The 24399-nt window shown below is 70.2% G+C and carries 22 protein-coding genes and 2 pseudogenes; 14 read left to right on the forward strand and 10 right to left on the reverse strand.

Annotation, left to right across the window (positions count from 1 at the left end):
* Positions 1-13: 13 nt before the first annotated feature.
* Positions 14-658: a TIGR03086 family metal-binding protein gene (locus OG542_RS17170; protein ID WP_328411865.1), complete on the reverse strand. Its 645-nt coding sequence runs from the start codon at positions 656-658 to the stop codon at positions 14-16.
* Between the two features lie 79 nt (positions 659-737).
* Between OG542_RS17170 and OG542_RS17175 the strand changes: the two genes are divergently transcribed.
* Together OG542_RS17175 and OG542_RS17180 are read left to right on the forward strand one after the other, a co-directional pair.
* Complete coding sequence (locus OG542_RS17175; protein WP_328411867.1) at positions 738-1571, forward strand: helix-turn-helix domain-containing protein; 834 nt, start codon at positions 738-740, stop codon at positions 1569-1571.
* Between the two features lie 42 nt (positions 1572-1613).
* Positions 1614-1949, forward strand: a complete 336-nt coding sequence (locus OG542_RS17180; RefSeq protein ID WP_215119737.1) for a YnfA family protein — start codon at positions 1614-1616, stop codon at positions 1947-1949.
* A gap of 20 nt (positions 1950-1969) precedes the next feature.
* Here OG542_RS17180 and OG542_RS17185 read toward each other — a convergent pair whose 3' ends face one another.
* Complete coding sequence (locus OG542_RS17185; protein WP_184591749.1) at positions 1970-2407, reverse strand: ester cyclase; 438 nt, start codon at positions 2405-2407, stop codon at positions 1970-1972.
* Between the two features lie 137 nt (positions 2408-2544).
* Here OG542_RS17185 and OG542_RS17190 point away from each other — a divergent pair, with 137 nt between their 5' ends.
* Positions 2545-3321 carry an SDR family oxidoreductase gene (locus OG542_RS17190; protein WP_328411869.1) on the forward strand — a complete coding sequence of 259 codons (777 nt, stop codon included), beginning with the start codon at positions 2545-2547 and terminating at the stop codon, positions 3319-3321.
* A gap of 19 nt (positions 3322-3340) precedes the next feature.
* Here the strand turns inward: OG542_RS17190 and OG542_RS17195 are convergent, their stop codons facing one another.
* The gene (locus OG542_RS17195; protein ID WP_328411871.1) at positions 3341-4534 is read right to left on the reverse strand and encodes an RtcB family protein; all 1194 of its coding nucleotides are present in this window, start codon (positions 4532-4534) and stop codon (positions 3341-3343) included.
* Between the two features lie 171 nt (positions 4535-4705).
* Here OG542_RS17195 and OG542_RS17200 point away from each other — a divergent pair, with 171 nt between their 5' ends.
* The 5 genes and pseudogenes from OG542_RS17200 (at position 4706) to OG542_RS17220 (ending at position 11543) form a co-directional block, all read left to right on the forward strand.
* On the forward strand, positions 4706-5539 hold the full coding sequence (locus tag OG542_RS17200; protein ID WP_328411873.1) for a DUF3558 domain-containing protein: 834 nt from the start codon (positions 4706-4708) through the stop codon (positions 5537-5539).
* Between the two features lie 119 nt (positions 5540-5658).
* Positions 5659-6552 carry a DUF3558 family protein gene (locus tag OG542_RS17205; RefSeq protein ID WP_328411875.1) on the forward strand — a complete coding sequence of 298 codons (894 nt, stop codon included), beginning with the start codon at positions 5659-5661 and terminating at the stop codon, positions 6550-6552.
* Between the two features lie 702 nt (positions 6553-7254).
* Positions 7255-7891 (forward strand): annotated as a pseudogene (locus tag OG542_RS17210) (ABC transporter ATP-binding protein).
* On the forward strand, positions 7891-10050 hold the full coding sequence (locus OG542_RS17215) for a permease (RefSeq protein WP_328411877.1): 2160 nt from the start codon (positions 7891-7893) through the stop codon (positions 10048-10050). Before OG542_RS17210 ends, OG542_RS17215 begins: the two are co-directional and overlap by 1 nt.
* A 197-nt stretch (positions 10051-10247) precedes the next feature.
* Positions 10248-11543, forward strand: a complete 1296-nt coding sequence (locus OG542_RS17220; protein WP_328411879.1) for a DUF2637 domain-containing protein — start codon at positions 10248-10250, stop codon at positions 11541-11543.
* A 41-nt stretch (positions 11544-11584) separates the two neighbouring features.
* Here OG542_RS17220 and lysS read toward each other — a convergent pair whose 3' ends face one another.
* Positions 11585-13333 carry a lysine--tRNA ligase gene (gene lysS / locus OG542_RS17225; RefSeq protein WP_311127123.1) on the reverse strand — a complete coding sequence of 583 codons (1749 nt, stop codon included), beginning with the start codon at positions 13331-13333 and terminating at the stop codon, positions 11585-11587.
* A gap of 148 nt (positions 13334-13481) precedes the next feature.
* Between lysS and argS the strand changes: the two genes are divergently transcribed.
* Positions 13482-15257, forward strand: a complete 1776-nt coding sequence (argS, locus tag OG542_RS17230) for an arginine--tRNA ligase (protein ID WP_328411881.1) — start codon at positions 13482-13484, stop codon at positions 15255-15257.
* A gap of 77 nt (positions 15258-15334) precedes the next feature.
* Here the strand turns inward: argS and OG542_RS17235 are convergent, their stop codons facing one another.
* On the reverse strand, positions 15335-15718 hold the full coding sequence (locus OG542_RS17235) for a peptidase inhibitor family I36 protein (protein WP_328411883.1): 384 nt from the start codon (positions 15716-15718) through the stop codon (positions 15335-15337).
* 299 nt (positions 15719-16017) lie between these two features.
* Here OG542_RS17235 and OG542_RS17240 point away from each other — a divergent pair, with 299 nt between their 5' ends.
* Both OG542_RS17240 and OG542_RS17245 read left to right on the forward strand, forming a co-directional pair.
* Positions 16018-16794: a peptidoglycan-binding protein gene (locus tag OG542_RS17240; protein ID WP_328411884.1), complete on the forward strand. Its 777-nt coding sequence runs from the start codon at positions 16018-16020 to the stop codon at positions 16792-16794.
* Positions 16791-17639 (forward strand): helix-turn-helix domain-containing protein, encoded by an 849-nt coding sequence (locus tag OG542_RS17245; protein ID WP_328411886.1) that lies wholly within the window; start codon positions 16791-16793, stop codon positions 17637-17639. The genes OG542_RS17240 and OG542_RS17245 overlap by 4 nt, the downstream gene beginning before the upstream one ends.
* A gap of 24 nt (positions 17640-17663) precedes the next feature.
* Here the strand turns inward: OG542_RS17245 and OG542_RS17250 are convergent, their stop codons facing one another.
* On the reverse strand, positions 17664-18164 hold the full coding sequence (locus OG542_RS17250) for a DinB family protein (RefSeq protein WP_328411889.1): 501 nt from the start codon (positions 18162-18164) through the stop codon (positions 17664-17666).
* An 80-nt stretch (positions 18165-18244) separates the two neighbouring features.
* On the opposite strand from OG542_RS17250, the gene OG542_RS17255 reads away from it, so the two are divergent.
* Positions 18245-19030: a DUF4253 domain-containing protein gene (locus OG542_RS17255; protein WP_328411891.1), complete on the forward strand. Its 786-nt coding sequence runs from the start codon at positions 18245-18247 to the stop codon at positions 19028-19030.
* A gap of 9 nt (positions 19031-19039) precedes the next feature.
* On the opposite strand, the gene OG542_RS17260 is transcribed toward OG542_RS17255, so the two are convergent.
* Genes OG542_RS17260 through OG542_RS17270 form a run of 3 tightly spaced genes read right to left on the reverse strand, consistent with a single transcriptional unit; the run spans position 19040 to position 22093 of the window.
* Complete coding sequence (locus OG542_RS17260; RefSeq protein WP_328411893.1) at positions 19040-19900, reverse strand: arylamine N-acetyltransferase family protein; 861 nt, start codon at positions 19898-19900, stop codon at positions 19040-19042.
* A 53-nt stretch (positions 19901-19953) separates the two neighbouring features.
* Positions 19954-20607 carry a hypothetical protein gene (locus tag OG542_RS17265; protein ID WP_328411895.1) on the reverse strand — a complete coding sequence of 218 codons (654 nt, stop codon included), beginning with the start codon at positions 20605-20607 and terminating at the stop codon, positions 19954-19956.
* Positions 20608-20620: 13 nt separating this feature from the next.
* Complete coding sequence (locus OG542_RS17270) at positions 20621-22093, reverse strand: alpha/beta hydrolase (RefSeq protein ID WP_328411897.1); 1473 nt, start codon at positions 22091-22093, stop codon at positions 20621-20623.
* A 195-nt stretch (positions 22094-22288) separates the two neighbouring features.
* Between OG542_RS17270 and OG542_RS17275 the strand changes: the two genes are divergently transcribed.
* A complete protein-coding gene (locus tag OG542_RS17275; protein ID WP_328411899.1) occupies positions 22289-23476 on the forward strand; it encodes a sensor histidine kinase in 1188 nt (395 codons plus the stop codon).
* On the forward strand, positions 23473-24150 hold the full coding sequence (locus tag OG542_RS17280) for a response regulator transcription factor (protein ID WP_328411903.1): 678 nt from the start codon (positions 23473-23475) through the stop codon (positions 24148-24150). Before OG542_RS17275 ends, OG542_RS17280 begins: the two co-directional genes overlap by 4 nt.
* Positions 24151-24196: 46 nt before the next feature.
* On the opposite strand, the pseudogene OG542_RS17285 reads toward OG542_RS17280, so the two are convergent.
* Positions 24197-24361 (reverse strand): annotated as a pseudogene (locus OG542_RS17285) (PLP-dependent aminotransferase family protein); the annotation flags it as partial.
* Positions 24362-24399 lie beyond the last annotated feature (38 nt).

Raw genomic sequence — 24399 nt, forward strand, 5'->3', positions numbered from 1 at the left:
CCCTCCAGGTTGTTTATCCTTCAACCGTACCTGGGGGAACAACAGCCGGCGCGGGGCCATTCCAGTACGGATCCCTGCCGGTCTGCCCGAGCAGCCGCTCCAGGGCCGACGCACCCTCCGCCACCCGCACCGGCTCCGCGAACACACCGGTCGACCGGGCCGTCGGCGCCAGCTCGGCGACCGCGCCGGCGAGCCGCTCCAGGACCGGGTCCACCCCGTCGTCCACCCGGTACTCCTGGCCCGTGGCCCGGGCCAGGTCCCACACGTGCACGGTCAGATCGAGCAACGCCATCGAGCCGACCAGCCCCGCCGGCATCTTCCACGCCCCCGCCGTGCCCTCCTCGGCACCGGGCGCCGACCAGGCCGCCACCAGCTTGTCCGTCTCCCCGGCGAACCGCTCCCGCCAGTCCGGCCCCGCACCGACCCGGTCGGGCGTCGCGGAGAAGTCCGACTCCCCCTTGGCCGCCAGCTTCTGGAACTCCACGACCACCTGGAAGAGGTGATTGACCAGGGCCTTCACGTCGTAGTCGGCACACGGTGTGGGAGCGGCGAGCGCCTCGTCGGGAATCGCCCGGACCACGGGCACGGCCCGCCCACGCGCCACCCTCAGAAGATCGCCCAGGGTGTGGCTCTTCACTTCACTGCGTTCGGTGTCCATACACCGACCGTAGGGACGCCCGGGACTGCCCTTCTTGAAGAAACGCGACTCCTGAAGAAACGCGACGTACGATCCGGCCATGGAGGCACCCCGCCACGACACCCGCGGGATCGTCGACCCGTCCGGGCTGCTGAACCGCGTACGGTTCCGCCGCCACGAGCCCGCCGAGCCGCTGCGCCGGTACATCGAGTGGCACTGGCTCATCGACTGGGACCTGCCCCAGCCGTACGCCTCCCACATCGTGCCGCACCCCTCGGTCAACCTCACCTTCCAGTGGGACGGGGCCGACGAGGAGGAGGCTCCGCCCTACGGCGAGGTCACCGGCGTCGCGCTCGGCCTCTACACCAGGAAACTGACCGGGCGGGGCCGGGTCTGCGGAGCGAAGTTCCGCCCCGGCGGCTTCCGGCCGTACGCCCCCGGAATGCCGGTCTCCCACTGGACGGGCCACACGCTGCCCGCCCAGGACCTGTTCCCTCAAGCCACCGCCGACACCGCCCGCGCGGCCGTCACCCCCGCCGGCGACCGCGCCCGGGTCGCCGCCCTCGACGCCTTCCTGCTCTCCCTGCCCTGCGCCCCCGACCCGCAGACAGACCTCGCGATCGACCTCGTCGAACGCATCCGCGCGGACCGCACCGTACGCCGCGTCGGCGACTTCGCCCACACGCACGGCCTGTCGGTACGGGCACTGCAACGGCTCTTCTCGGCCCAGGTCGGCGTCAGCCCCAAGTGGGTCATCCTCCGCTACCGCATCCACGAGGCCCTGGAACAGGCCGGCCACCGCGACGACGTCGACTGGGCCGCCCTCGCCGCCGACCTCGGCTACGCCGACCAGGCCCACCTCGTACGGGACTTCACGACGACGGTGGGAGTACCCCCCACGGCGTACGCGGCGGAGACCCGGGCCGGCCGTTAGGACCTGACGGCAGGCCCTAGGGAGCATGCGAAGCTGACCACCATGTTCGTGCTCCGGTCCGCCGCCCTCTTCGTCGTCGCCGCCCTGTTCGAGATCGGCGGCGCGTGGCTGGTCTGGCAGGGCGTGCGCGAGAACCGGGGCTGGCTGTGGGCGGCCGGCGGCGTCCTCGCGCTCGGCGCGTACGGCTTCGTCGCGACGTTCCAGCCCGACGCCCACTTCGGCCGCGTGCTCGCCGCGTACGGCGGGATCTTCGTCGCCGGTTCGATCCTCTGGGGCGTGGTCGCGGACGGCTACCGCCCGGACCGCTGGGACATCGCGGGCGCGCTGATCTGCCTCGCGGGCATGGCGGTCATCATGTACGCCCCACGAGGAGACTGACCGGCCCTCGGCCCGGGAGCTCAGAACGGATCGTCAGGCGGCAGCAGCCCCAACTGCCCCAGGAAATCCATCTCGTCGAAGTACAGCCGGTAGTCGACGATCCGCCCGTCCCGCACGGTGGCGATGTCCACCCCGCGGATCCTGATCTCCTTCTGCGTCGGCGGGAGCGTCTCACCGTTGGGCAGCTCCAGCGGCCCGGTGTTGCGCCCGCTGAAGATCCCCTCGTCGATGGCCGTGTCGCCGACCTCGTAGGAGTGCAACGACTGGAACGTCGCCTCGGGGACCGCCTCCGTCATCGTCCGCCAGTACTCGACGATGTTGTCGCGCCCGCGCAGCTCACCCTCGTCAGGGGTGAAGGCGACCGCGTCCTCGGCGTACAGCTCGCCGATGACCTTCAGATCGGCGTGCGTGGTGACCGCGTCCGTGAGCCGGTCCATGACCTCACGTGCCTCGCCCATGATCCACCTCCAGGAAAGACCGGAAAACCAGGGGACCACCCACCCTCATTCTCCCACCGCGGGCCCCGCCTATCCTGGCCGGAAGCCCTGAGGGCCTCGCCGGCCCCGCACACCGCACCCACGCCCGAGGAGCTCCCATGGCCACCGCCGCCCCGTCCGCAGCCTCCCGCATCGCCGTCGTCACCGGTGCGAGCAGCGGAATCGGCGCCGCCACGGCCCGGCAGCTCGCCGCCGCGGGCTACCGCGTCGTCCTGACGGCCCGCCGCAAGGACCGCATCGAAGCGCTGGCGGAGCAGATCACCAAGGCGGGCCACCAGGCCACGGCGTACGCCCTCGACGTCACGGACCGCGCGGCGGTCGACGAGTTCGCCACGGCCTTCAAGACGATCGGCGTCCTGGTCAACAACGCCGGCGGCGCGCTCGGCGCCGACCCGGTCGCGACCGGTGACCCGGCCGACTGGCGCCAGATGTACGAGACGAACGTCATCGGCACGCTGCACCTCACCCAGGCCCTGCTGCCCAAGCTGGACGCGAGCGGCGACGGCACCGTCGTGGTCGTCTCCTCCACCGCGGGCCACGGCACCTACGAGGGCGGCGCGGGCTACGTCGCCGCCAAGCACGGCGCGCACGTCCTCGCCGAGACCCTGCGCCTGGAGATCGTCGGCCGGCCGGTCCGCGTCATCGAGATCGCCCCCGGCATGGTCAAGACGGACGAGTTCGCCCTGACCCGCTTCTCCGGCGACACGGAAAAGGCCGAGAAGGTCTACGAGGGCGTGGCCGAGCCCCTCACGGCCGACGACGTCGCCGACACCATCACCTGGGCCATCACCCGCCCCAGCCACGTCAACGTGGACCTCTTGGTCCTCCGCCCCCGCGCCCAGGCCTCGAACACGAAGGTCCACCGCGAGCTGTGACGCCGGCGCCCTCGGCGCGTCAACCCTTCACGCAAACAACCTGCTTCAGCTTCGCCACGACCTCCACCAGGTCCCGCTGCTGGTCGATGACCTGCTCGATGGGCTTGTAGGCGCCCGGGATCTCGTCCACGACGCCGGAGTCCTTGCGGCACTCCACGCCCCGGGTCTGCTCCTCCAGGTCCTTCGTCGAGAAGCGCCGCTTCGCCGCGTTGCGGCTCATGCGCCGGCCCGCGCCGTGCGAGGCCGAGTTGAAGGACTTGGCGTTGCCGAGGCCCTTCACGATGTACGAACCCGTGCCCATGGAGCCGGGGATGATCCCGTACTCGCCGGAGCCGGCCCGGATCGCGCCCTTGCGGGTCACGAGCAGGTCCATCCCGTCGTAGCGCTCCTCGGCCACGTAGTTGTGGTGCGCGCTGATCTCCGGCTCGAAGGCCGGCTTCGCCTTCTTGAACTCCTTGCGGACCACGTCCTTCAGGAGCGCCATCATGATCGAGCGGTTGTACTTCGCGTACTCCTGCGCCCAGAACAGGTCGTTGCGGTACGCCGCCATCTGCGGGGTGTCCGCCACGAAGACGGCGAGGTCACGGTCGACCAGGCCCTGGTTGTGCGGGAGTTTCTGGGCAATGCCGATGTGGTGCTCGGCCAGTTCCTTGCCGATGTTCCGGGAACCGGAGTGGAGCATCAGCCAGACAGAACCGGTCGTATCCGTACAGATTTCGACAAAGTGGTTGCCTCCGCCGAGCGTTCCCATCTGCTTGGTGGCGCGCTCGGCACGGAACTTGACCGCTTCGGCGACCCCGTCGAACCGTCCCCAGAAGTCCTCCCACCCGGCCGTACCGAACCCGTACAGCCGCCCCGGGTCGACGGCGCTGTCATGCATGCCCCGCCCCACCGGAATCACCTGCTCGACCTTCGACCGCAGCCGCGACAGATCCCCGGGCAGGTCGTTCGCCGTCAGGGACGTCTTCACCGCCGACATTCCGCAGCCGATGTCGACCCCCACCGCCGCCGGGCAGACCGCACCCCGCATGGCGATGACCGAGCCGACCGTCGCGCCCTTGCCGTAGTGCACGTCGGGCATGACGGCCAGGCCCTTGATCCACGGCAGCGTCGCGACGTTCCGGAGCTGCTGGAGCGCGCCCTCCTCGACCGAGGCGGGGTCGGCCCACATCCGGATCGGTACTTTCGCACCAGGTACCTCTACATACGACATAACGTCCTCAATCCCCCGTAAGCGAACAGAAGTCTTCAAGAGCAAATACCGGAGCCAAGGTCTACGAAAGGGAATCCGGACCGGCGTTCACGGCAGTGCGTGCGATACACATTGTGTTCATCGGCTGCCCGGCGACGGCAAGCCAATATCCGCCCCGAGAGGAGCCACCACGTGCAACGTAAGGCGTACGCACCCGGTATCGCCGCGCTCCTCGCGGCCTTGCTGGCCGGCTGCACCGGCAGCCCGGACGACGGCGGCCCCACGGACGGCTCCAACCCGGGCGACACCGGCACGGCTTCACCCGCCGCCGAGCCGGGCCGCTACCGCACGCTCCCCGAGCCCTGCACGGCGGTCGGTCAGAGCACGCTCGACGAACTCCTGCCCGGCATCCGGCAGATCACCGACGGCGAGCAGCGCGAGAAGACCTACGAGGGCGAGCCGACGGTCACGTTCGACACCGACCGCAAGGTCGGCTGCCAGTGGAAGGTCGACGGCCGGGAGGCCACCGACCATCTGCTCGTCGGCTTCGAACGGGTCGTCTCCTACGACAACACCATCAGCGACGACAACCAGGCCGAGCAACTCTTCGCGGAGCGGGAGGCCGCGGCCCACCTCCCCGAGCCGACGGCCACCGAGTCGGCCGCCACGGAGTCCCCCGCTGCGGGCAGTACCCCGGCCGGCGGTTCCTCCGCCGCCCCGAGCGGTTCTCCCACCCCCACCGGCACCTCGTCCCCCTCCTCGTCCACCTCCGCGACCCCGACCGAACTCCAGCCCCGCGTGCTGGAGGATTTCGGCGACGAGGCCTTCATCGACGACGAGCTGAGCAGTTCCGGTTCGACGGCCAAGCAGCGGACGGTGACTGTGGCGTTCCGCACGTCGAATGTCATCGTGACCATCGAGTACGCCGAACAGCCGGCCACCGTCGGCGTCGTCCCGGGCAGCAAGGAATTGCAGGACAGGGCCCAGAAACTGGCCTCCCAGCTGGCCGATTCGCTGAGCGACTGAGGCCCCTTCACGCCCCCTTCACGCACACCCGCAAAGCACGCGAAGGAAGGCCACACCACCGCCTCACCGCGTACGGTGACCACTCGGCCCCGTTCCGACCGCAGGGAACCACGAGCGTCATGAGTGAAGGAACCATGCAGCGACGAGCACAGCGAGACCAGCAGGATCAGCGAGCGAAGCGACTCCACCGCGTCCTTGTCTGCGCGGCCGCCGTCCCCGTGATGCTGGTCGCCGCCGGCTGCTCCTCGGACTCCGGCTCCGGCGACAGCACTGACAAGGCCGCGAACGCGGCGGCCTCGGCGTCCGCGAGCCCGTCACCGACCGTCGAGGCGGCGGCGTACGGCAAGCTTCCGGAGCCCTGCAAGGCGCTGTCGAAGAAGACGCTGAAGAACCTCGTTCCGGAGAGCAAGTCCGGCAAGGAGGGCAAGTCGGACGATATCTCCACGCGCGGCAGCTGCTCCTGGAACAGCCTCGACAACAACGGCGTGAAGGGCTCGCAGTTCCGCTGGCTGAACGTGTCGATGCTGCGCTTCGAGTCGGACGCCTCGCGCGGCTCGGGCGACAAGTTGGCCCAGCAGTACTACGAGAAGCAGGTCCAGGACGTCCAGGCCGCGGAGGGCGCCAAGGGCGTCAAGTCGGAGCCGGTGCCCGACACGGGCGACCAGGCGACGGCCGTGCGCTACGACCTGAAGAAGAAGGAAGGCACCTTCAAGCAGCAGACGATCGTGGCGCGCGTCGAGAACGTCGTCGTCACGCTCGACTACAACGGCGCGGGTCTGGCCGGCGACAAGTCCCCGAGCGCCGACGACCTGGCGAAGGACGCCAAGAAGGCCGCCAAGGAAGCGGTGGCCGCGGTGTCCGAGGCGAACGGCGCGGGCGGCGGCAAGGCGAGCGGCGACCCGTCGAAGCCGGCGTCGAAGTCCCCGTCCAAGGAGCCCTCGAAGGAAGCTTCGAAGGGAGCTTCGGAGGACTCCTCCGCGTCGCCCTCGAAGACGCCCGCGAAGAAGAGCTGAGGCCGAGGCTGCACCGCTGACGGTCGTCAGCGGTGCAGCACGGCGACGCGGCCGCTTCGGCGTGAGCTGGGCGGCGGTACGTCCCGCCGGTGATCGCCCGCGAGGACATCCCAAACATCAGCCCCCTGGCTACGACGATCACAGTGGGACGATCGGCAAGGGCAGCGCGAGCTACGGTCAATTCCCGTCAACCGTGAGGCTGCGGCCTCGGCAGGGTACGCGGCACCGCACATTCGAGTCCCGGTGCGCCTCTGTGATCCACTTCGAGTGGGCACAACACGTGCACCAAGGTGAACCGCTACCCGCTGCACGTTCCGGTTTCTCTCGACTCTCATATGTAGCCCTCCGACTCAGCCGTACCACTCCGACCTGAAGCCAAGGTCGTCATTGAGTCATCACCTCGTCACCTCCAGTTTCCTGAGCTTCATCCATGTGAAGATCGGACGGCGGAGCCCATGCCTGGGCTCCGGCTACCGGTGACACCGGGCGGATATCCGGTGACGGATCCAAGATCTACAAGTTCAAGGCCTGCGACGAGAACAACGGCGACCCGGACGACTGTGCGCCGAACTGGACCATCCGGTAAGCCTGCTCTCCACCGCCGCTTCTGCCGCACCAGCCTGTTCAGGGCTGGTGCGGCGTTCCCGTTTCTGACACAAGAGGCCAGATTCTGTGAAACAAAGTGATTCGTCCGGGCTCCGCGTGAGCGGCCTGTGCTATCAGGTCGAGGGACGGACCCTCCTCCGTGTCCCCCGGCGAGTCGGTCGCGGTGACCGGCCCCAGCGGATCCGGCAAGTCAACGCTGCTCATGTGCGTCCTCGGACTGATCAAACCTCAGGCAGGCACCATCATCGCCGGGGGCCGGGAGATCACTGGGCTGCGGTCCGCACAGCTCGCGCAGGTGCGGCGGGAGACCCTGGGCATGGTGTTCCAGTTCGGCGAACTCCTCCCCGAACTCAGCCCGGTGGAGAATGTCGCCCTGCCGGTCCTGCTCGACGGGGGCCGCCACCAGGACACCTATCGGCGTGCGGAGGAGCTCCTCGGCGAGCTCGGTGTCCCCACCGGCTCCACCCCCACTGGGATGCTCTCCGGAGGGGAGCGCCAGCGGACCGCCGTGGCCCGCGCCCTGATCACCGAGCCCGCCGTCCTCCTCGCCGACGAGCCCACCGGCGCCCTCGACCCGGAAGCCAAGGAGGCAGTCGCCCGTCTGCTCTTCACCGCCGCCCGTGACCGCGGTTGCGCACTGCTCGTCGTCACGCACGACCCCTGGGTCGCAGGCCGGGCCGACCGCCGCCACGAGCTTCAGGGCGGGATCCTGGCCGAAGTCGGGGCCGTCTGATGCGAACGAGCACGCGCACCGCAGGCACCCTGATCAGAATCGGCCTCGCCGCGGGGCGTTCCACTCCCGGCGACCGCCTGCGCTGGTGGGGCCTGTTCTGCGCCGCCCTCGCCGTCGCCTTCGTCACCCTGGCGACAGTGGCCACCGTCGCCACGTATCACGGCCGCGACACCAGGGCAGACGCCAGAGGAGCGGTGATCACCGACGGCAAGCACGCCACGCTGCTGTACCGGGAGGGCGCCGACTCCGTCGGCAACCGTCCTGTATCCGTCATTTTTCTCCACCCCCTCACTCCTGAGGCTCCTCTTCCCGCCGGTGTATCCCGCTGGCCCGAGCCGGGCGAGGTGCTGCTCTCTCCCGAACTCCTGCGCACCGGACACGCAGAGGGGATCCGCACCCGGTACGGGTCGTTTGCCGGCACTGTCACCACCGACGGCCTGGTCGCTCCTTCCGAACGGATCGCCTATGTCCGGGTGGCAGACACTCCGCCGAAGGACGATGACCGGTGGATGCACGTGGCCGCCTTCGGTTCCGGCGGCGGAGCCACGGGAGAGATGGCCGACCAGAAGCCGGTGGCATCGCCTCTCCTGGCTCTGTGGGCCCTGACCGGACTGCCCGCCCTCGCCTTGACCGTGGTCGCCGCGCGGGTCGGCTCCCGCTCTCGTGACCGGCGCAGCAGTCTGCTGCAGGCCCTCGGCGGGACATGGCGGCACCGGATGATCGTCAACATCGGCGAAGCCGCACTCCCCGCGGCGTTGGGGACCTTCGCCGCCTTCATCCCGTACGCCGTTGCCTCCGTGTGGGATGTTCGCCTTGGTCCCACCGGATACATCCTCGACCACCGTGACGTGCTGGGCGCATGGCCCACCGCCGCAGGGGCGGCAGTCGTATCCCTGTTGGCCGTGCTCGGCATCGTGGTGGGCTCGCACCGCGTTCACCGGGACGGCAGGTCAACCCGCCCGGCCTCGTTCGCGTCTCGGGTTCCCGCATGGCGCCTGTCCGTCTGTGGCATCGGTGTCGCGCTGGTCCTGACGAGCCAGTACGTGCCCCACAGAGCACAGCTTGCCGTGTTCACCTGCGGAACCGTCGTGATGTGGGCGTTCCTGTCCTCCGTAGTGGCTCTCGTCACCCGCCACCTGGGCTCCTGGCTCGCCGACAACGGTAAGCGCAAGGGGCACGCGGGCCGCATGATCGGCGGCCGGTGGACGCACGCGCATCCCGGCGTCATCGTGCGGCTGGCTCTGGCCATGGTGATCGGCATCGGGATCGTCGCACAGATGCAGGTATGGACCAGCAGACTCGGGGTGCAGTCGCAAGCAGCGGTCGAGACACACCAGCGGATCAAGGACACCGTGATCCAGCTGACCACCGGTGGCATGACCGCGGCGCAGACAGAGCGGTTCCGCTCGTCCCTTCCAGCCGGGTCGCTTCTCCTGACCCGCGCCTTCCACGATCCAGGGCCACCGAAAGATCCGTGGGTGACGATCGAAGGGTCCTGCCGAGATCTGCGCACCCTGCACGTGGCCTGTCCCGGCGACACGAAGACAGCGGCGGGAACCAGCACTCAAGTACAGGAAATGCGCCGCTGGTACGGCAACGTCAAGTTCGCTCAAGTCCCCCACATCACCGTAAAGCCAGACAGTACCCAGTCCCTCCTCGTCGTCACCCCCGAGCCGGGTCACCTCAGCGCGGTGAAGAAGGCCGCGTACACGCTTCCCAATCCCTCGGTGCAGGTCGAGACGCTGGGCGGAAACTGGCTGGGACCCTCGCGGGCCCCTCTGGCGAACTGGATCCAGCTGTTCGGCGTCACCGGCATCCTCTTCATCCTCGTGGCCGGTGCGGTCAGCGCGGCAGCGGAATTCGTCCGGATCCGCCATGCTCTCGCCCCGCTCTCCGTCCTGACCGGCCACCGCCGGGTGTTCCGGTCGGTGAGCTCATGGCACCTGACCGTCCCCTTGCTCATCGCCACGGTCCTGACCGGGGCCGTGACCGCATGGCACTCGGTGTTCTTCATCGCCCTGGTGCAGGAAGGCTCCGTGTCCTGGACCGTTCTGGCAGCAGGCATCACGACATGCGCCGTGGTCTCTCTCGCCGTCGGGTTCCTCGGCGCCCGTGCGGCTGCGCGCGAGGCCGCCCAGTGGAGGCCCGCAGCCGACTGAACAAGAGGAAGCTCCAGTCCTGGAAGCGAACGGCCGGACACGGGAGGCGAACGAGCGGTACTGGAAACGCCGAGGCAGGCCCGTGCCCGTCAGCACGCCGGGCGGAACTGAACGGGGAACACGAACCGGCCACTCGTCCTCCGCACACATGTGCCACCCTGTTGCGCGCAAGAACACGCAAGGGGAGGGGAGTACGAGTGGCCGCGCCACTGCAACTGACTCGGACGCACCGCGTTCTCATCGGCGTGGTCGTGGCCGGTGCTGTGATCATCGCCGGTATCGGCTTCGCCGGTTCGTACGCGGCGGTCCGCGAGTTGGCCCTGAAGAAGGGCTTCGGGAACTTCTCCTACGTCTTCCCGATCGGCATCGACGCGGGCATCTGCGTCCTGCTGGCCCTGGACCTGCTCCTCACCTGGATCAGGATCCCCTTCCCCCTGCTCCGTCAGACGGCCTGGCTCCTGACAGCGGCGACGATCGCCTTCAACGGCGCGGCCGCCTGGCCGGATCCGCTCGGTGTCGGCATGCACGGGGTGATCCCGATCCTGTTCGTGGTCTCGGTCGAGGCGGCCCGCCACGCGATCGGCCGGATCGCCGACATCACGGCCGACAAGCACATGGAGGGCGTCCGCCTCACCCGCTGGCTGCTCTCCCCCGTCCCCACGTTCCTCCTCTGGCGCCGCATGAAGCTCTGGGAGCTCCGCTCCTACGAGCAGGTCATCAAGCTGGAGCAGGAACGTCTCGTCTACCAGGCCCGCCTGCGCTCACGCTACGGCCGGAGCTGGCGCCGCAAGGCTCCCGTGGAGTCCCTGATGCCGCTGAGGCTGGCGCGCTACGGGGTACCACTGGCGGAGACGGCACCGGCGGGGCTGGCTGCGGCGGGGATAGAGCCTGCGCTGATCCCGCCGGCACCTCGGCAAGCCCTGGACGCGGCAGCCGAGCCAGTTGCGGGCCGGCGTGCCCCCGGGGCGGCGCCCGCCCCGCAGCAGGCGGCACCTCACAGCGAGCAGCGCCCGGAGCTCGACAGCGCCCCCCACGCAGAGCACCTCGACAACGAACCACCGGAACCAGACCAGAGCCCCTGGTTCAACACCCCCCGCGAGGTCGAATACCAGGGCGGCTACGACCCGGCCTACAACCCCGAGCAGTACGCGCAGTGGTTCGCCGAGCAACAGCAGGCCGAGCAGTACCTCGACCAGCCGTACGAGGAACTCACCCCGGAAGACACCGGCAGCTTCCCCATCCCGGTAGGCCCCAACCGCACCCGCGAACTCGGCGACGGCGGCGGCAGCCCGCCCGTCGCCGAACCGGACGAGGAGTCGTACTACCAGGTCTTCAAGCAGTCGATCAACGGCAGTTACCCGACGCCCAACCAGCTCCTCGACAACGTGGAGGCGGAGTACGGCATCCGCCTGGACACCACGGAGGCCAAGCGCATGGTCGACCGCTTCAGCAGCCGCCACTACCAGGAAATGGAAGAAGAGCACATCGCATGACGAAGGGGCCCTGACACCAGGGCCCCTTCGTCACGCGGCGGCTACTCCCCGAGCAGAGCCCGGACCCGCTCCTGCCCCACCGCCAGCAGCAGCGTGGGCAGCCGCGGCCCGGTGTCCCGCCCGACCAGCAGGTGGTAGAGCAGGGCGAAGAAGGACCGCTGGGCAGTCTTGATCTCCGGCGGCAGTTCCTTGGGCGTCGCGTCGGCGGAGAACCCGGCCTGCACCTTCGGCACGCCGTACACCAGGTGCGTCAGCCCGTCGAGCGACCAGTGCTCGGCGAGCCCGTCGAGCAGCAGCCGCAGCGACTGCAGGGAGGCCTCGTCGAGCGACTTCAGCAGCTCGCCGTCGGGCTCCTCCCGCACGATCGTCCGCTGGTCGGCGGGCACGTGCGTGTTGATCCAGGCCTCGGCCCTGTCGTACCGCGGCCGCGCCTCGTCGAGCGAGGTCAGCGGCTGCTCCGGGTCCAGTTCGCTGAGGATGCGCAGCGCCTGGTCCGCGTGCCCGGCGGTGATGTCCGCGACGGACGCCAGCGTCCGGTACGGCAGCGGCCGGACCGTCCGCGGCAGCTCACCGGCGGCCGTACGCACCGCACGCGAGTGCGCGGCGGCGTCGGCCGGCAGGACGCTGCCGTCGGCGACCTTGGCGTCCAGCCGGTCCCACTCGTCGTACAGCCGCTGGATCTCCTGGTCGAAGGCGACCTTGAAGGACTGGTTGGGCCGGCGCCGCGCGTACAGCCAGCGCAGCAGCTGCGGTTCCATGATCTTCAGGGCGTCGGCGGGGGTGGGCACCCCACCACGGGACGACGACATCTTCGCCATGCCGCTGATGCCCACGAACGCGTACATCGGCCCGATCGGCTGCTTCCCGCCGAAGATGCCGACGATCTGCCCGCCGACCTGGAACGACGATCCCGGGGAGGAGTGGTCGACACCGGAGGGCTCGAAGACGACCCCCTCGTAGGCCCAGCGCATCGGCCAGTCGACCTTCCAGACCAGCTTGCCGCGGTTGAACTCGTTCAGCCGGACGGTCTCCGAGAAGCCGCACGCGGTGCAGGCGTACGTCAGCTCGGTGGAGTCGTCGTCGTAGGAGGTGACGGTGGTGAGGTCCTTCTCGCAGTTGCCGCAGTACGGCTTGTACGGGAAGTAGCCGGCGGTGCCGGAGCTGCCGTCGTCCTCGCCGGCCGCGCCCGAGCCCTCGGCGGCCTCCAGCTCGGCCTCGTCGACCGGCTTCTGCCCTTGCTGCTTCTTGGCCGGGGCCTTCTTCGTCCGGTACTGGCCGAGGATCGCGTCGATGTCGCCGCGGTGCTTGATGGCGTGCAGGATCTGCTCGCGGTACACCCCGGAGGTGTACTGCGCGGTCTGGCTGATCCCGTCGAACTCCACGCCCAGCTCGGCCAGTGACTCGACCATCGCGGCCTTGAAGTGCTCGGCCCAGTTCGGGTGCGAGGAGCCCTGCGGCGCCGGGACGGACGTCAGCGGCTTGCCGATGTGCTCCTCGTACGACTTCTTGTCGACCCCCGGGATGCCCTCGGGCACCTTCCGGTACCGGTCGTAGTCGTCCCAAGAGATCAGGTGCCGCACCTGGTGTCCCCGGCGGCGGATCTCGTCGGCGACGAGGTGCGGGGTCATGACCTCGCGCAGGTTCCCGAGGTGGATGGGGCCGGACGGTGAGAGTCCGGACGCGACGACGACGGGTTTGCCCGGGGCCCGACGCTCCGACTCCTCGATGACCTCATCCGCGAAACGGGAGACCCAGTCGGTGGTCTCGGTGCTCTGAGCCACGATCGGCACGTCCTTCTTTCTGCATCGGGCAGCCGGTACGGTCGCACGGCTGACCGCACCATTGTCCCAGACCCCTTGGCGCCCGGAAAAACGCTTTACCCCCATGGGATACTGGCCGGGTCTATCCATTCCCTCGAGGAGAACGGCACCCTTTCCTATGGCCTCGGTCACGTCCCTCAGCGACTCCGTCCACCAGCGCCTCGCGGCGGCCCTGTCGGCAGCTCTGCCGCAGGCCGGGTCCGCGGACCCGCTGCTGCGACGAAGCGACCGGGCCGACTTCCAGGCCAACGGGATCCTGGCCCTCGCCAAGAAGGAGAAGGCGAACCCGCGGGAGCTGGCGACGCAGGTCGTGGACCGGGTCGAGTCGGGTGAGGTGATCAAGGACGTCGAGGTCTCCGGACCCGGCTTCCTGAACATCACGATCACCGACCGCGCGATCACCGAGAACCTCGCCGCGCGCTGGGCGGACGACACCGGCCGCCTCGGCGTGCCGCAGGCCGGGCAGCCGGGCACCACGGTCATCGACTACGCCCAGCCGAACGTGGCGAAGGAGATGCACGTCGGTCACCTGCGCTCCGCGGTGATCGGCGACTCGGTGATGCGACTGCTGGAGTTCACGGGCGAGAGCGTGGTCCGGCGTCACCACATCGGCGACTGGGGCACCCAGTTCGGCATGCTCATCCAGTACCTGGAGGAGCACCCGCACGAGCTGGACCACAGGGAGGGCGAGGACCTCCAGAAGTCCGGCGAGGCGGCGATGTCGAACCTCGACCGCCTCTACAAGACCGCCCGCAAGCTGTTCGACTCCGACGAGGAGTTCAAGACGCGGGCCCGGCGCCGGGTGGTCGACCTTCAGGCGGGCGACCCGGGGACCCTCGCCACGTGGCAGAAGTTCGTGGACGAGTCGAAGATCTACTTCTTCTCCGTCTTCGAGAAGCTGGACATGGAGATCCGCGACGCGGACATCGTCGGCGAGTCGGGCTACAACGACATGCTCGCCGAGACGTGCCGCCTGCTGGAGGAGTCGGGCGTCGCGGTCCGCTCCGAGGGTGCGCTCTGTGTCTTCTTCGACGACATCAAGGGCCCGGACGGCAACCCGGTCCCGCTGATCGTGCAGAAGTCGGACGGCGGCTACGGCTACGCGGCGACCGACCTCTCGGCGATCCGCGACCGCGTCTTCGGCATCAAGGCGAACACGCTTCTGTACGTCGTGGACGCCCGCCAGTCCCTGCACTTCAAGATGGTCTTCGAGACGGCCCGCCGCGCAGGCTGGCTGAACGACGACGTCGAGGCGGTCCAGCTCGCCTTCGGCACGGTCCTCGGCAAGGACGGCAAGCCGTTCAAGACCCGTGAGGGCGAGACGGTCCGCCTGGTCGACCTGCTCGACGAGGCGATCGACCGCGCCTCGGCGGTGGTCCGGGAGAAGGCCCAGGACCTCTCCGAGGAGGAGATCGCCGAGCGGGGCACCCAGGTGGGCGTCGGCGCGGTGAAGTACGCGGACCTGTCGACGTCGGCGAACCGCGACTACAAGTTCGACCTGGACCAGATGGTCTCGCTGAACGGCGACACGTCCGTCTACCTCCAGTACGCCTACGCCCGTATCCAGTCGATCCTGCGCAAGGCCGGCGAGGCCCGCCCCGCCGCGCACCCCGAGCTGGAGCTGCACGAGGCGGAGCGCGCCCTGGGCCTGCACGCGGACGCGTTCGCGGCGACGGTGGCGGAGGCCGCGGCGGAGTACGCCCCGCACAAGCTGACGGCGTACCTGTACCAGCTGGCGTCGCTCTTCACGACGTTCTACGACAAGTGCCCGGTGATCAAGCCGGAGCCGCCGAAGGACATCGCGGAGAACCGCCTGTTCCTCTGCGACGTCACGGCCCGCACCCTCCACCAGGGCATGGACCTGCTGGGGATCCGGACGCCCGAGCGGCTCTGAACCCGGCCCCTGACGACAGGCCGAGGGCGGCACTCCCCCGTTGAGTGCCGCCCTCGGGCGTTGTGGAGAGCCGCCGGTCAGCGGCAGTTGACCCACTTGTTGGACTTCTGGACCCAGACCGTGTCGCCGGTCCCCTTGGTTCCCCTCGCGAGGACAGCGCTGTTGCCGCGGAAGTTCTTCTCGCCCCACCACTTGTAGTCACAGGACTTGCCGTGGTTGTACCAGGACTTGAAGCCCTGGAAGACCACGAACCCGGTGAGGTCCGCGTTCCTCCCCTCGACCTTCTGCATACGGCCGGTGTAGTTCTTGCCGGCCCACACGCAGAACCAGCCCGACGGACAGTCCGACGCCGCCTGCGGCGTGGCCTCCGCCGCACCGGCCGTACCCGCGTTGCCGGCCAGCAGACCACCGGTCAGCGCGATGCCCCCAGCCATGACGGCGAGCTTCCTGGTCATACGCATGTCGTTCCCCCTTCGTGGGCGGGCCGACCGCACCGGCCGGCTCGACAACGAGACTGCGGCCCGGGGACGGGGGCCACCACAGTCGCCGCGGAAATGACGTACTCACGGGACGTCCCACGCGCTGACCTGCGCGGACACCGTCCGCCGGGACGGTACGGCGGGACGGCCGCGGTGGCCGAATCGGGAGGGGGGCCGGCAGGGGATCGGAACCGATGTATGGGGCATCGCGTGGATGCTGATGCAGAATGCGGCGGTAACGGGACCGCTGACCACGGTCCGCGAACGCGAGTGGGGGGAACATGTCGCGTTGGAAAGGGCTGCCCGAAGAACTGGACCCGCGTGTACGTCAGTTGGTGGTGCGATTACGCCGGGTCAAGGACCTCAGCGGACTGAGCCTGCGCCAGCTCGCCGCGAAGACGGGCTACGGCACGTCGTCCTGGGAGCGCTACCTGTCCGGCCGGTCGCTCCCGCCGAGGGAGGCCGTCGAGGGTATGGCCCGGCTCGGTGGTGACGACCCGACGCGCCTGCTCGCACTGCACGAGGTCGCGGCCGAGGCGTGGGGCACGGCGGCAGAGCACCACGGACCGCCGACCGTGCCCGAGTCCGGGACCGGCACGCCCCGCCCCCATGGCCGGGCGCTGCGCATCACCCTCGTAGCCGGGTCGGTGGCCCTGGTGCTGGCCGTCGCCGCCGCGGTCCTGCTGGCGGTACGGCTCGCGCACGGCGAGGGCGAAGCGGCGGCGGCCCCCCTCACCTCTTCCGCTTCGACGCCGGCACCGGGGTCGTCGGCGAAGCAGGCGGAGCGCCCCCGGTACACCTGCCGGGCGGAGCGGATCGAGGGCCGCTGGTACGCGGGCAACAGCCGCACACAGAAGGCCATCCTGGCGGAGGGCCACGCCGGTCCCGAGGTGGCCGAGGCACAGTGCCTGCTGCGCGAGGCGGACCTCGCACCGGGAGCCGTGGACGGCATCTTCGGCCCGCACACGAAACGTGCGGTCAAGGACCTGCAGAAGCGTTCCGGCCTGGTCGTGGACGGCATCATCGGCCCGCACACCTGGAAGGCCCTGCGGGAATGACGGGGCCCCCGCAGCACGCACTGCCGCCGAAACGCACCCGACTGGCCGCCGCGCTACGGGAGTTGAGAACAGGCACGGGCCTGAGCCTGGCGGCCCTCGCGACGAAGACCACCTTCAGCAAGTCGTCGTGGGAGCGCTACCTCAACGGCAAGACGCTCCCGCCGAGCCAGGCGGTGCAGGAGCTGTGCCGCCTGGCGGGCGAACCGGAGGGCCGGTGCCTGGCACTGTGGGAGCTCGCGGAGTCGGAATGGAGCGGCCGGGCGGCGGCCCGGCCCACGGACGCGCCCGTACCCACGAGCCCGCCTGTACCCACGGACCGTGCGGACGCGGACGCCGGAACTGCCGCCGGCGGCAGGGGCGCGGTCATGGCGATCATCGCGTCGGTCTGCGCGATCGCGGCCGGCGGCCTGTCGGTCGCCCTGGTCCTCCTCGCGGGCCACACCGGCGACAGCCGACCCTCCGCACCGCCCACCTCCGCCCCCGCACCCCGCTGCCGGGGCGCCACCTGCGAGGGCAAGGACCCGATTCCCATGAAATGCGGCACGCACCCGCTCACCCTCGCCTCGCACCGCACGTCCACCGGAGCCCACCTCGAACTGCGCTACAGCGCCGAGTGCCGAGCGGGTTGGGCGAGGGTGTGGAGCACGCGCATCGGTGACCGTCTGGAGATCGACCCGGCCGACGGGGGCCCGAGCCGCCCGCACACAGCGGAGATCACGGACGGCATCGCCGCGCAGTCGTACGTCTACACACCCATGACCGAGGCGGGGCCCGGCACGACCGTGCGGGCCTGCTTCCGCCCGGGAAGGGGAGGAAGCCGCGAATGCTTCGACGCCCGCGTCTGACGGGTCTCCGTCTCCGTCCACGTCTCAGCGCTGAGCCGTACTGTTCGCGCCGTCCAGGGCCTCCCGGATGATGTCCGCGTGCCCGGCGTGCTGGGCCGTCTCCCGGATCAGATGCAGCAGGATCCGGCGTGCCGACCAGTGTTCGGGCTCCGGCGGCGACCACGGAGTCCTCGGCAAGGGCACGCTGTGGTCCAGGTCCGGCAGCCCGGCCAGGGCCGCGTCGGTCGCCCGGGCTGCCACCGCGTACCGCTCCAGCAGGCCGTCGAGCGTCTCGCCCTCGGCCACCTGGTACTGACCCATGTCGAGCATGCCGTCCGGCAGTTCACCGTCGCCTTCGACCATGACCCGCGTCCACGCCGCCTCCCCCTGGGCGAGATGCTTCACGATCCCGCCCAGGGTCAGCTCACTCACGGTCGTACGCCGAGCGGCCTGCGCGTCGCCGAGTCCGCGCGCGGTGATCAGCAGCAGTTCCCGCTGCTCGGCGAGCGCGTACGACAGGTCGGTCTTCTCCGAGGAAGTGGTCATGGAAGGACCGTAGGGAGCAATTAGGTCAGGTCGTGTCCGCTGGTGTTCGGTTGTCAGTGGCCGGCTTTACAGTCGCCCCCATGGCGACACTTCCGAACCCGCTGCCGACGCTGGCGGCAGACCCGCGCGGCCGCGCGCTGGGACTTCGACTCCCCGCCGGGACACTGGTCGACGCGACCGACGAGGGCCCCTGGCACGAGCCGTTGCTGTGGTGTGGGGACGAGCGGGCCGTGCCGGGTGGCTGGGCGGCGCTGGAGCCGACGCGGCGGGTCGGGCTGCTGCCGGTCGTGCTCGACGTCGGCGCCGGGCATGGCGGGCCGGACAGCTGGGAGTTGATGCCCGCAGAGGTGTCGTATCCCGGGGATCACGACGCCGAGGAAGTGCTGGCGGAGTACTGGGAGGAGTACGCCGCGGAAGGCGACACATGGCCCGGCCCGGCCGCCCCGGCCGCTCGGGATCAGGACCCGGACGCGGTCGCCGCGGGCATCGCGGACGCGCTGCTCGAGGACGGCGGTCCGCTCAAGGACCCGCGCCTCGCCCTGGTCCCGGCCCGCCGCAGCGCGGACATCCCGACGGCGATCGGCTGGACGGGCCCGGCGAACCACGAGAGCGACACGGCCCGCGTCAGCGCGGTGCTGCGCTCCTGGGAGGACCGCTTCGGCATACGGGTCGTGGCGCTCGGCTTCGACCATCTGCTGGTGTCGGTCGCCGCCCCGCCCACCACCCTCGCGGAGGCGGAAGCAGTCGCCGCCGAGCACTTCGCGTTCTGCCCGGACAACATCCGGCAGGGCACCGACCCCACCCTGCGGGCCTACGCCGAACACCAGGTCATCGACCAGCCGACCTGGCACTTCTGGTGGGACTAGGGGTGTCCCTCAGCCGGTCAGCAGAGTCATCCCCTCCGGCACGGCGATGCCGAACTCCTCCTCCAGAAGCCGGCGCGCCTCCGCCTCACCGGTCACCTCCCGCTCGGTGACCGTCCCGTCGGCGCGGGTCTCGGTCAGAAGACGCCCGTGGAGCAGCAGATGCCGCGCGGCGCTGACGCTCTGGACGTAGACGCTCTGGGTGAACGGCGAGCGCGGGTTCGTGCCGATGTGCCAGTTGATGACGTCGAAATCGGGCTTGTCGAAGGGCTCCAGGGTGAAGGCGTACTGATCGGCCCAGTCGTCCTTTACCTGGTCGTGCGCTTGGAGCAGCCACATCTCCAGGGGCCCGTCGTGCGGCACGTGCACCAGGCGATGCCGCCGCCCGCCTCCGGCGAACTCGACGTCCGCCACCAGCGGCACCGGTTCCAGCAGCGCGCCGATCGCCCCGAAGCCGACGTCGGTGAGGTACGGCCGCGGTTCGCCGGGTATGTCGACCAGCAGCGCCATGTGTGTGCGCGGCCGGCTCGCGATGCTGTCGGCGCCCACGACGACCCGCGCGGTCAGCAGGGTCACCCGGAAGCCCAGCGCCTCCAGCGCGCAGGCGAACAGCGTGTTGTGCTCGTAGCAGTATCCGCCGCGTCGGCCGTGGACGAGCTTGGCCATGAGGTCGGCAGGATCGAGGGAGGGTGCCTCGCGGCGCAGTGCGTCGAGGTTCTCGAACGGGAGGGCCCGCATGTGCGCCAGATGCACACCCCGCAGGGTCGCCGCGTCGGCCCGCCGCTCCCCCTCCCATCCGATCCGCCGGAGATACGCGTCGAGGTCGAACTGCACGGACGGCACGGACGGCACGGACGGCACGGAGTCAGACATGACATCACCGTAGCCAGATCCCGCTCCGCCTTGGGCCCCGTTCCCTGAGCGGGTCAGCCCGCCGCGCCGTCGAGCAGGCGGTTGTGGCGCAGCCGCAACGCCCGCTCCGTGCTGGCCGCCGCCGTTGCGATGCCGATCGTGATGTTGAGCCATTGCGGCAGTCGAACGGGCGAGGTGAAGGTGCCGATGTGCTGGGCGACGGCGTCCACCTGGGTGACCGGACCGAGGATCTGCGGGACGAGGAGAGCCAGTGCGACGAGGAGCACGGTCGCCGAGAGGAAGCTGATCGCGCGGCTCAGTGCGGGGTGCGCGCGGTCGAGGTGCGCGCGGCGTCCTTCGGCGGAGCGGGGGTCCGGGACGAGGGGGAACTCGGTTCCCTCGGCGGTGACGTAGTGGCAGCGTTTGAGCCCGAAGGCGCTCATGGCCACCTCGACGGTGCCGCCTCGGACGGGGAAGGCGGCGGGGAGCCGGGACTCGGCGTGATGCCTGCCGTCGAGGTACAGGTCGGCCGTGACCTTGCCGGACGACTGGTTCTGCCCGTGCCTGACGTCGACGGTGTACACCGTCTGCCTGCCGTCCTCGTGCGTCAGCGGAAGAGAGAACAGTGCGCGGAAGGGCAACTGCCACCAGCGGAACCGCTTCAGCGCCCGCCCGTCCCCGGGCCTTACCCGCCGGGCGGCCCGACGCCGCCGCACGTCCTTGAGCATGTCCCCGCCCCCCTTACTCGCCCGGCTCCGCCGCGCAGGCGAGGTCCCGTGCGGGGCGCTGCCCCGTGACCAGGAACGCCGTCACCGCGTCGTTCGCGCAGGTGTTGCGGCCGAACGGATAGACACCGTGCCCGCCCTGGTCGGCCGTCACCATCGTGGCCCGCTTCCCGAACGCCTGCCGCAGCTTCAGGGCGCCGGCCAGCGGTGTCCCCGGGTCGCGCTCGTTCTGCACCATGAGCACGTTCGACGGGCCCCGGTCACCGATGCGGACCGGCGGCTCGACCCGCTCGTCCGGCCAGAACGCGCACGGTCCGATGCTTGCCGCGGAGCCGCCCATCATCGGGTACCTCAGCCGGTCGGCGGCGACATCGCGCTGATACTCCCGGACCGTCCCCGGCCAGCGCGAGTCACTACAGATCACATAGAAACGCGCGGCCATGGAGTTCTCCATGTCCTCCATGGACGGCGGGGTGCCGGGCGGCAGCGGCCGGTCCCTGTCGAGCGCCTGCCACATCTCGGCCACCGACGGCATGGACGCATCGCTGTAGAGGCGGTCGAAGGTGAGCCCGCGGAACAACGTCCCGTCCATGCCCCGTACCGGCTTCGCGTCCAGCCGCTTCGCGAGTTCGAAGAACTTCGCGGTCACCTGCCGCGGTGTGGTGCCCAGGCCGTACTCGGGGCGTGCCGCCGCGAACGCCGCGAAGTCCGGGAAGCGGTCCTCCAATCCACGGGCGAGCAACCGCATGGCCTTGACGTCGTAACCGCCGGGGCCCAGGTTGCTGTCGAGCACGATCCGGTCGCCGCGCCCCGGGAACAGCGTCGTGTACACCGCACCGAGGTAGGAGCCGTAGGACCCACCGAGGTACGAGAGCTTCGGCTCGCCCAGTGCCTCCCGGATGCGGTCCATGTCGCGCGCGGTGTTCGCGGTGGTGGTGTGCGGCAGCATCGACGCCGTCTTCGAGGTGGCGCACTGCTCGGCGATGGCCCGCGCGCTGCCGGCCTGCCGCGCGACATCGGCCGCGGTGTGCGCGTACGGCGGCAGGTTGCCGCGGTTGCGTTGTGCGGGTGTCAGGTCGCAGGTCACCGGCACGCTGCGGCCGGTGCCGCGCGGGTCGAAGCCGATCACGTCGTAGGAGTCCAGCACCTTCTGCGGCAGCTTGGAGGCGGCGAGAGCGACCGGGTAGCCGAGCCCTGAGATGCCGGGGCCGCCCGGATTGGTCAGCAGCACGCCGCGGCGCCGCGACGGCTTCTCGCTCGCCAGCCGGGAGATCGCGATCTCGATCTGCCGGCCGTCGGGATCGCGGTAGTCCAGCGGGACTTCGAGCGTCGAGCACTCCAGACGGAGAGAGGGGGCCGGTGAAGCGGCCTCCTTCTCCGAGCACGGGCCCCACCGCACGGTGTCCGGCGTCCCCGCCGCCGGCACTGACGGAATCATGGTCGCCGCCACCGCGATGGCGGCGGCGGCGAGGGGCAGGGTTTTGCGCATGGATACTCTCCCGAGGGCGCGTCGGCGGGTGGACGGTCGGTCCTGACCGAGTCTGTGACGTGCAGGGCGGGCACCACATCGGCCCGGCGGCTCTATCGCCCTCGACGAAAGTCGAGGCCGGGATTCGACCTAGGTCCAGGGCACCTCCACCCTGGGGCCGCTGTGCCAGCCACGCCGTGTCACGACAATGGCCGGATGGACTCGGACATCGCGCCACGACTCGGGGGGTGGCAGCAGGTCTGGCGGCTACTGGCGGCCGGGGCGCTGGGCGTTCCCCTCTGGTTCTCCACCGCCGCGGTACTGCCTCGGGGGTGTGCGACCGACACATGTTCCTGGTTCGTCACGGGCGATCCGCTGGTGGCTCTCGGCTGTCTGGCGGTGCTTCTGCTGCGGCGGCGGTTCCCGCTCGCCGTCGCCCTGACGGTGGTGATCGCCTCGACCACGTCGACCCTCGCCACCGGCGCCGCGCTGCTGGCGCTGTGCTCGATCTCCACGCGCCGCCGTCCGGCGGAGATCGGGGTGGTCGCGCTGGCCTACGTGAGCGCGTCGCAGTTCGCCGCCGGGATCTACCCGGTCGAGCCTCCGCCCGCGTCGATATGGCTCCAACTCGCCCTCCCCGTACTGAGCGCGGGCATCGCGGCGGCCATGGGCGTTGCCATCGGCGCGCGACGCGTCGAGGTGCGGTTCCTACGGGACCGGGCGGAGAGCGCGGAACGGGAACAGAGCGCACGGGCGGCCCAGGCACGGGCCCTGGAACGGAACCGGATCGCCCGCGAGATGCACGACGTGCTCGCCCACCGCATCTCCCTGGTCGCCATGCAGGCCGGGGTGCTGGACCACCGCGCCGACCTCACGGCCGACGAGAACCGCATGCTGGTCCGCGGCATCGCCGACGGCTCCCACCAGGCACTGGAAGAACTACGGGACGTCCTCGGCGTGCTCCGGGCCGACCCGGACCGCCCGGAACCACCACAGCCCTCCCTCGACCGAATCCCCGAGCTGATGGCCGACGCCCGCGGTTCCGGGCTGGTCGCCACGCTCACCACCACAGTGACGGGAAAACCGTCCGACGCCGTCGGACGGACCTGCTACCGAATCGTCCAAGAAGGATTGACCAACGCCGCCAAGCACGCCCCAGGCGCACACGTACACGTCATCCTCGAGGGAACGGCCGGCGACGAACTGCACGTCAGCGTCCACAACTCCCCGGCCACCCAAGCAACCACTCGACCGCCGGCATCGGGATTCGGCCTGCTCGGCCTCACCGAGCGAATCACCCTCGCCGGCGGAGAACTCGACCACCACCCGACACCCGACAACGGATATCTCCTCACCGCACGACTGCCCTGGCCCGATCACACGCACGAAAGCGAGCACGAGTGAACAGCGAGCGGAAGCCGGTGCGTGTCGTCATCGTCGACGACGAGCAGCTGGTGCGGATGGCGTTGCGACTCGTCCTCGAGGGCGAACCGGACCTGACCGTCGTCGCGGAGGCGGCCGACGGAGACGCCGCGGTCACCGTGGTGGAGGAGCAGCGGCCGGACGTCGTGCTGATGGACGTGCGGATGCCCGGGCGGGACGGTCTCAGCACGACCCGGGAACTCCTCACCCTGCCGGCACCGCCGCGGGTGCTCATGCTGACCACCTTCGACTCCGACGACCTGGTGCTCGGCGCACTGCGTGCCGGAGCACTCGGCTTCGTCCTCAAGGACACCCCACCGTCGCGGATCGTCGACGCGGTGCGGACAGTCGCGGACGGGAACCCCGCGCTGTCCCCGGTGGCCACCGCGCGGGTGATCGCCGCGGCCACCGGGCCGCGCTCCTCCGAGGCTCGCCGCTCATCGCGCGAAGCCGCGCGGAAACAGCTGTCCACACTGACCGAACGAGAACTCGAGACCGCTCGGGCCATCGCGGACGGGCTGGGCAACGCGGAGATCGCCGAGCGGCTGCGCATCACCGTCGCGACCGTCAAGGCGCACACGGGCAGCCTGTTCGCCAAGCTGGCCGTCGAGAACCGGGTGCAGATCGCACTTCTGGTCCGCGACGCGGAGGAATGACCAGCCTGGCAGGGAGGAGGCCGACGCTGTTTCCGGGCGATGAGCTCTAAGCCCCGGCGGACGCGGCCCGCAGCCCCTTGCCCAGCCTCCGCAGCCCCTCCCCGATCTCCTCGGTCGTCTGCGTCACGAAGCACAGCCGCAGGGTCGGGCGGTCGGGCGGGCCGGCGTAGAAGGGGGCGCCGGGGACGTAGGCCACGTCGTCTGCGGTGACGCCTCGTGCCCCGCAGCCTAGAGAAATGCGTGCCGCCT

It is taken from the genome of Streptomyces violaceus (assembly GCF_036014075.1).
GTDB lineage: Bacteria > Actinomycetota > Actinomycetes > Streptomycetales > Streptomycetaceae > Streptomyces > Streptomyces violaceus.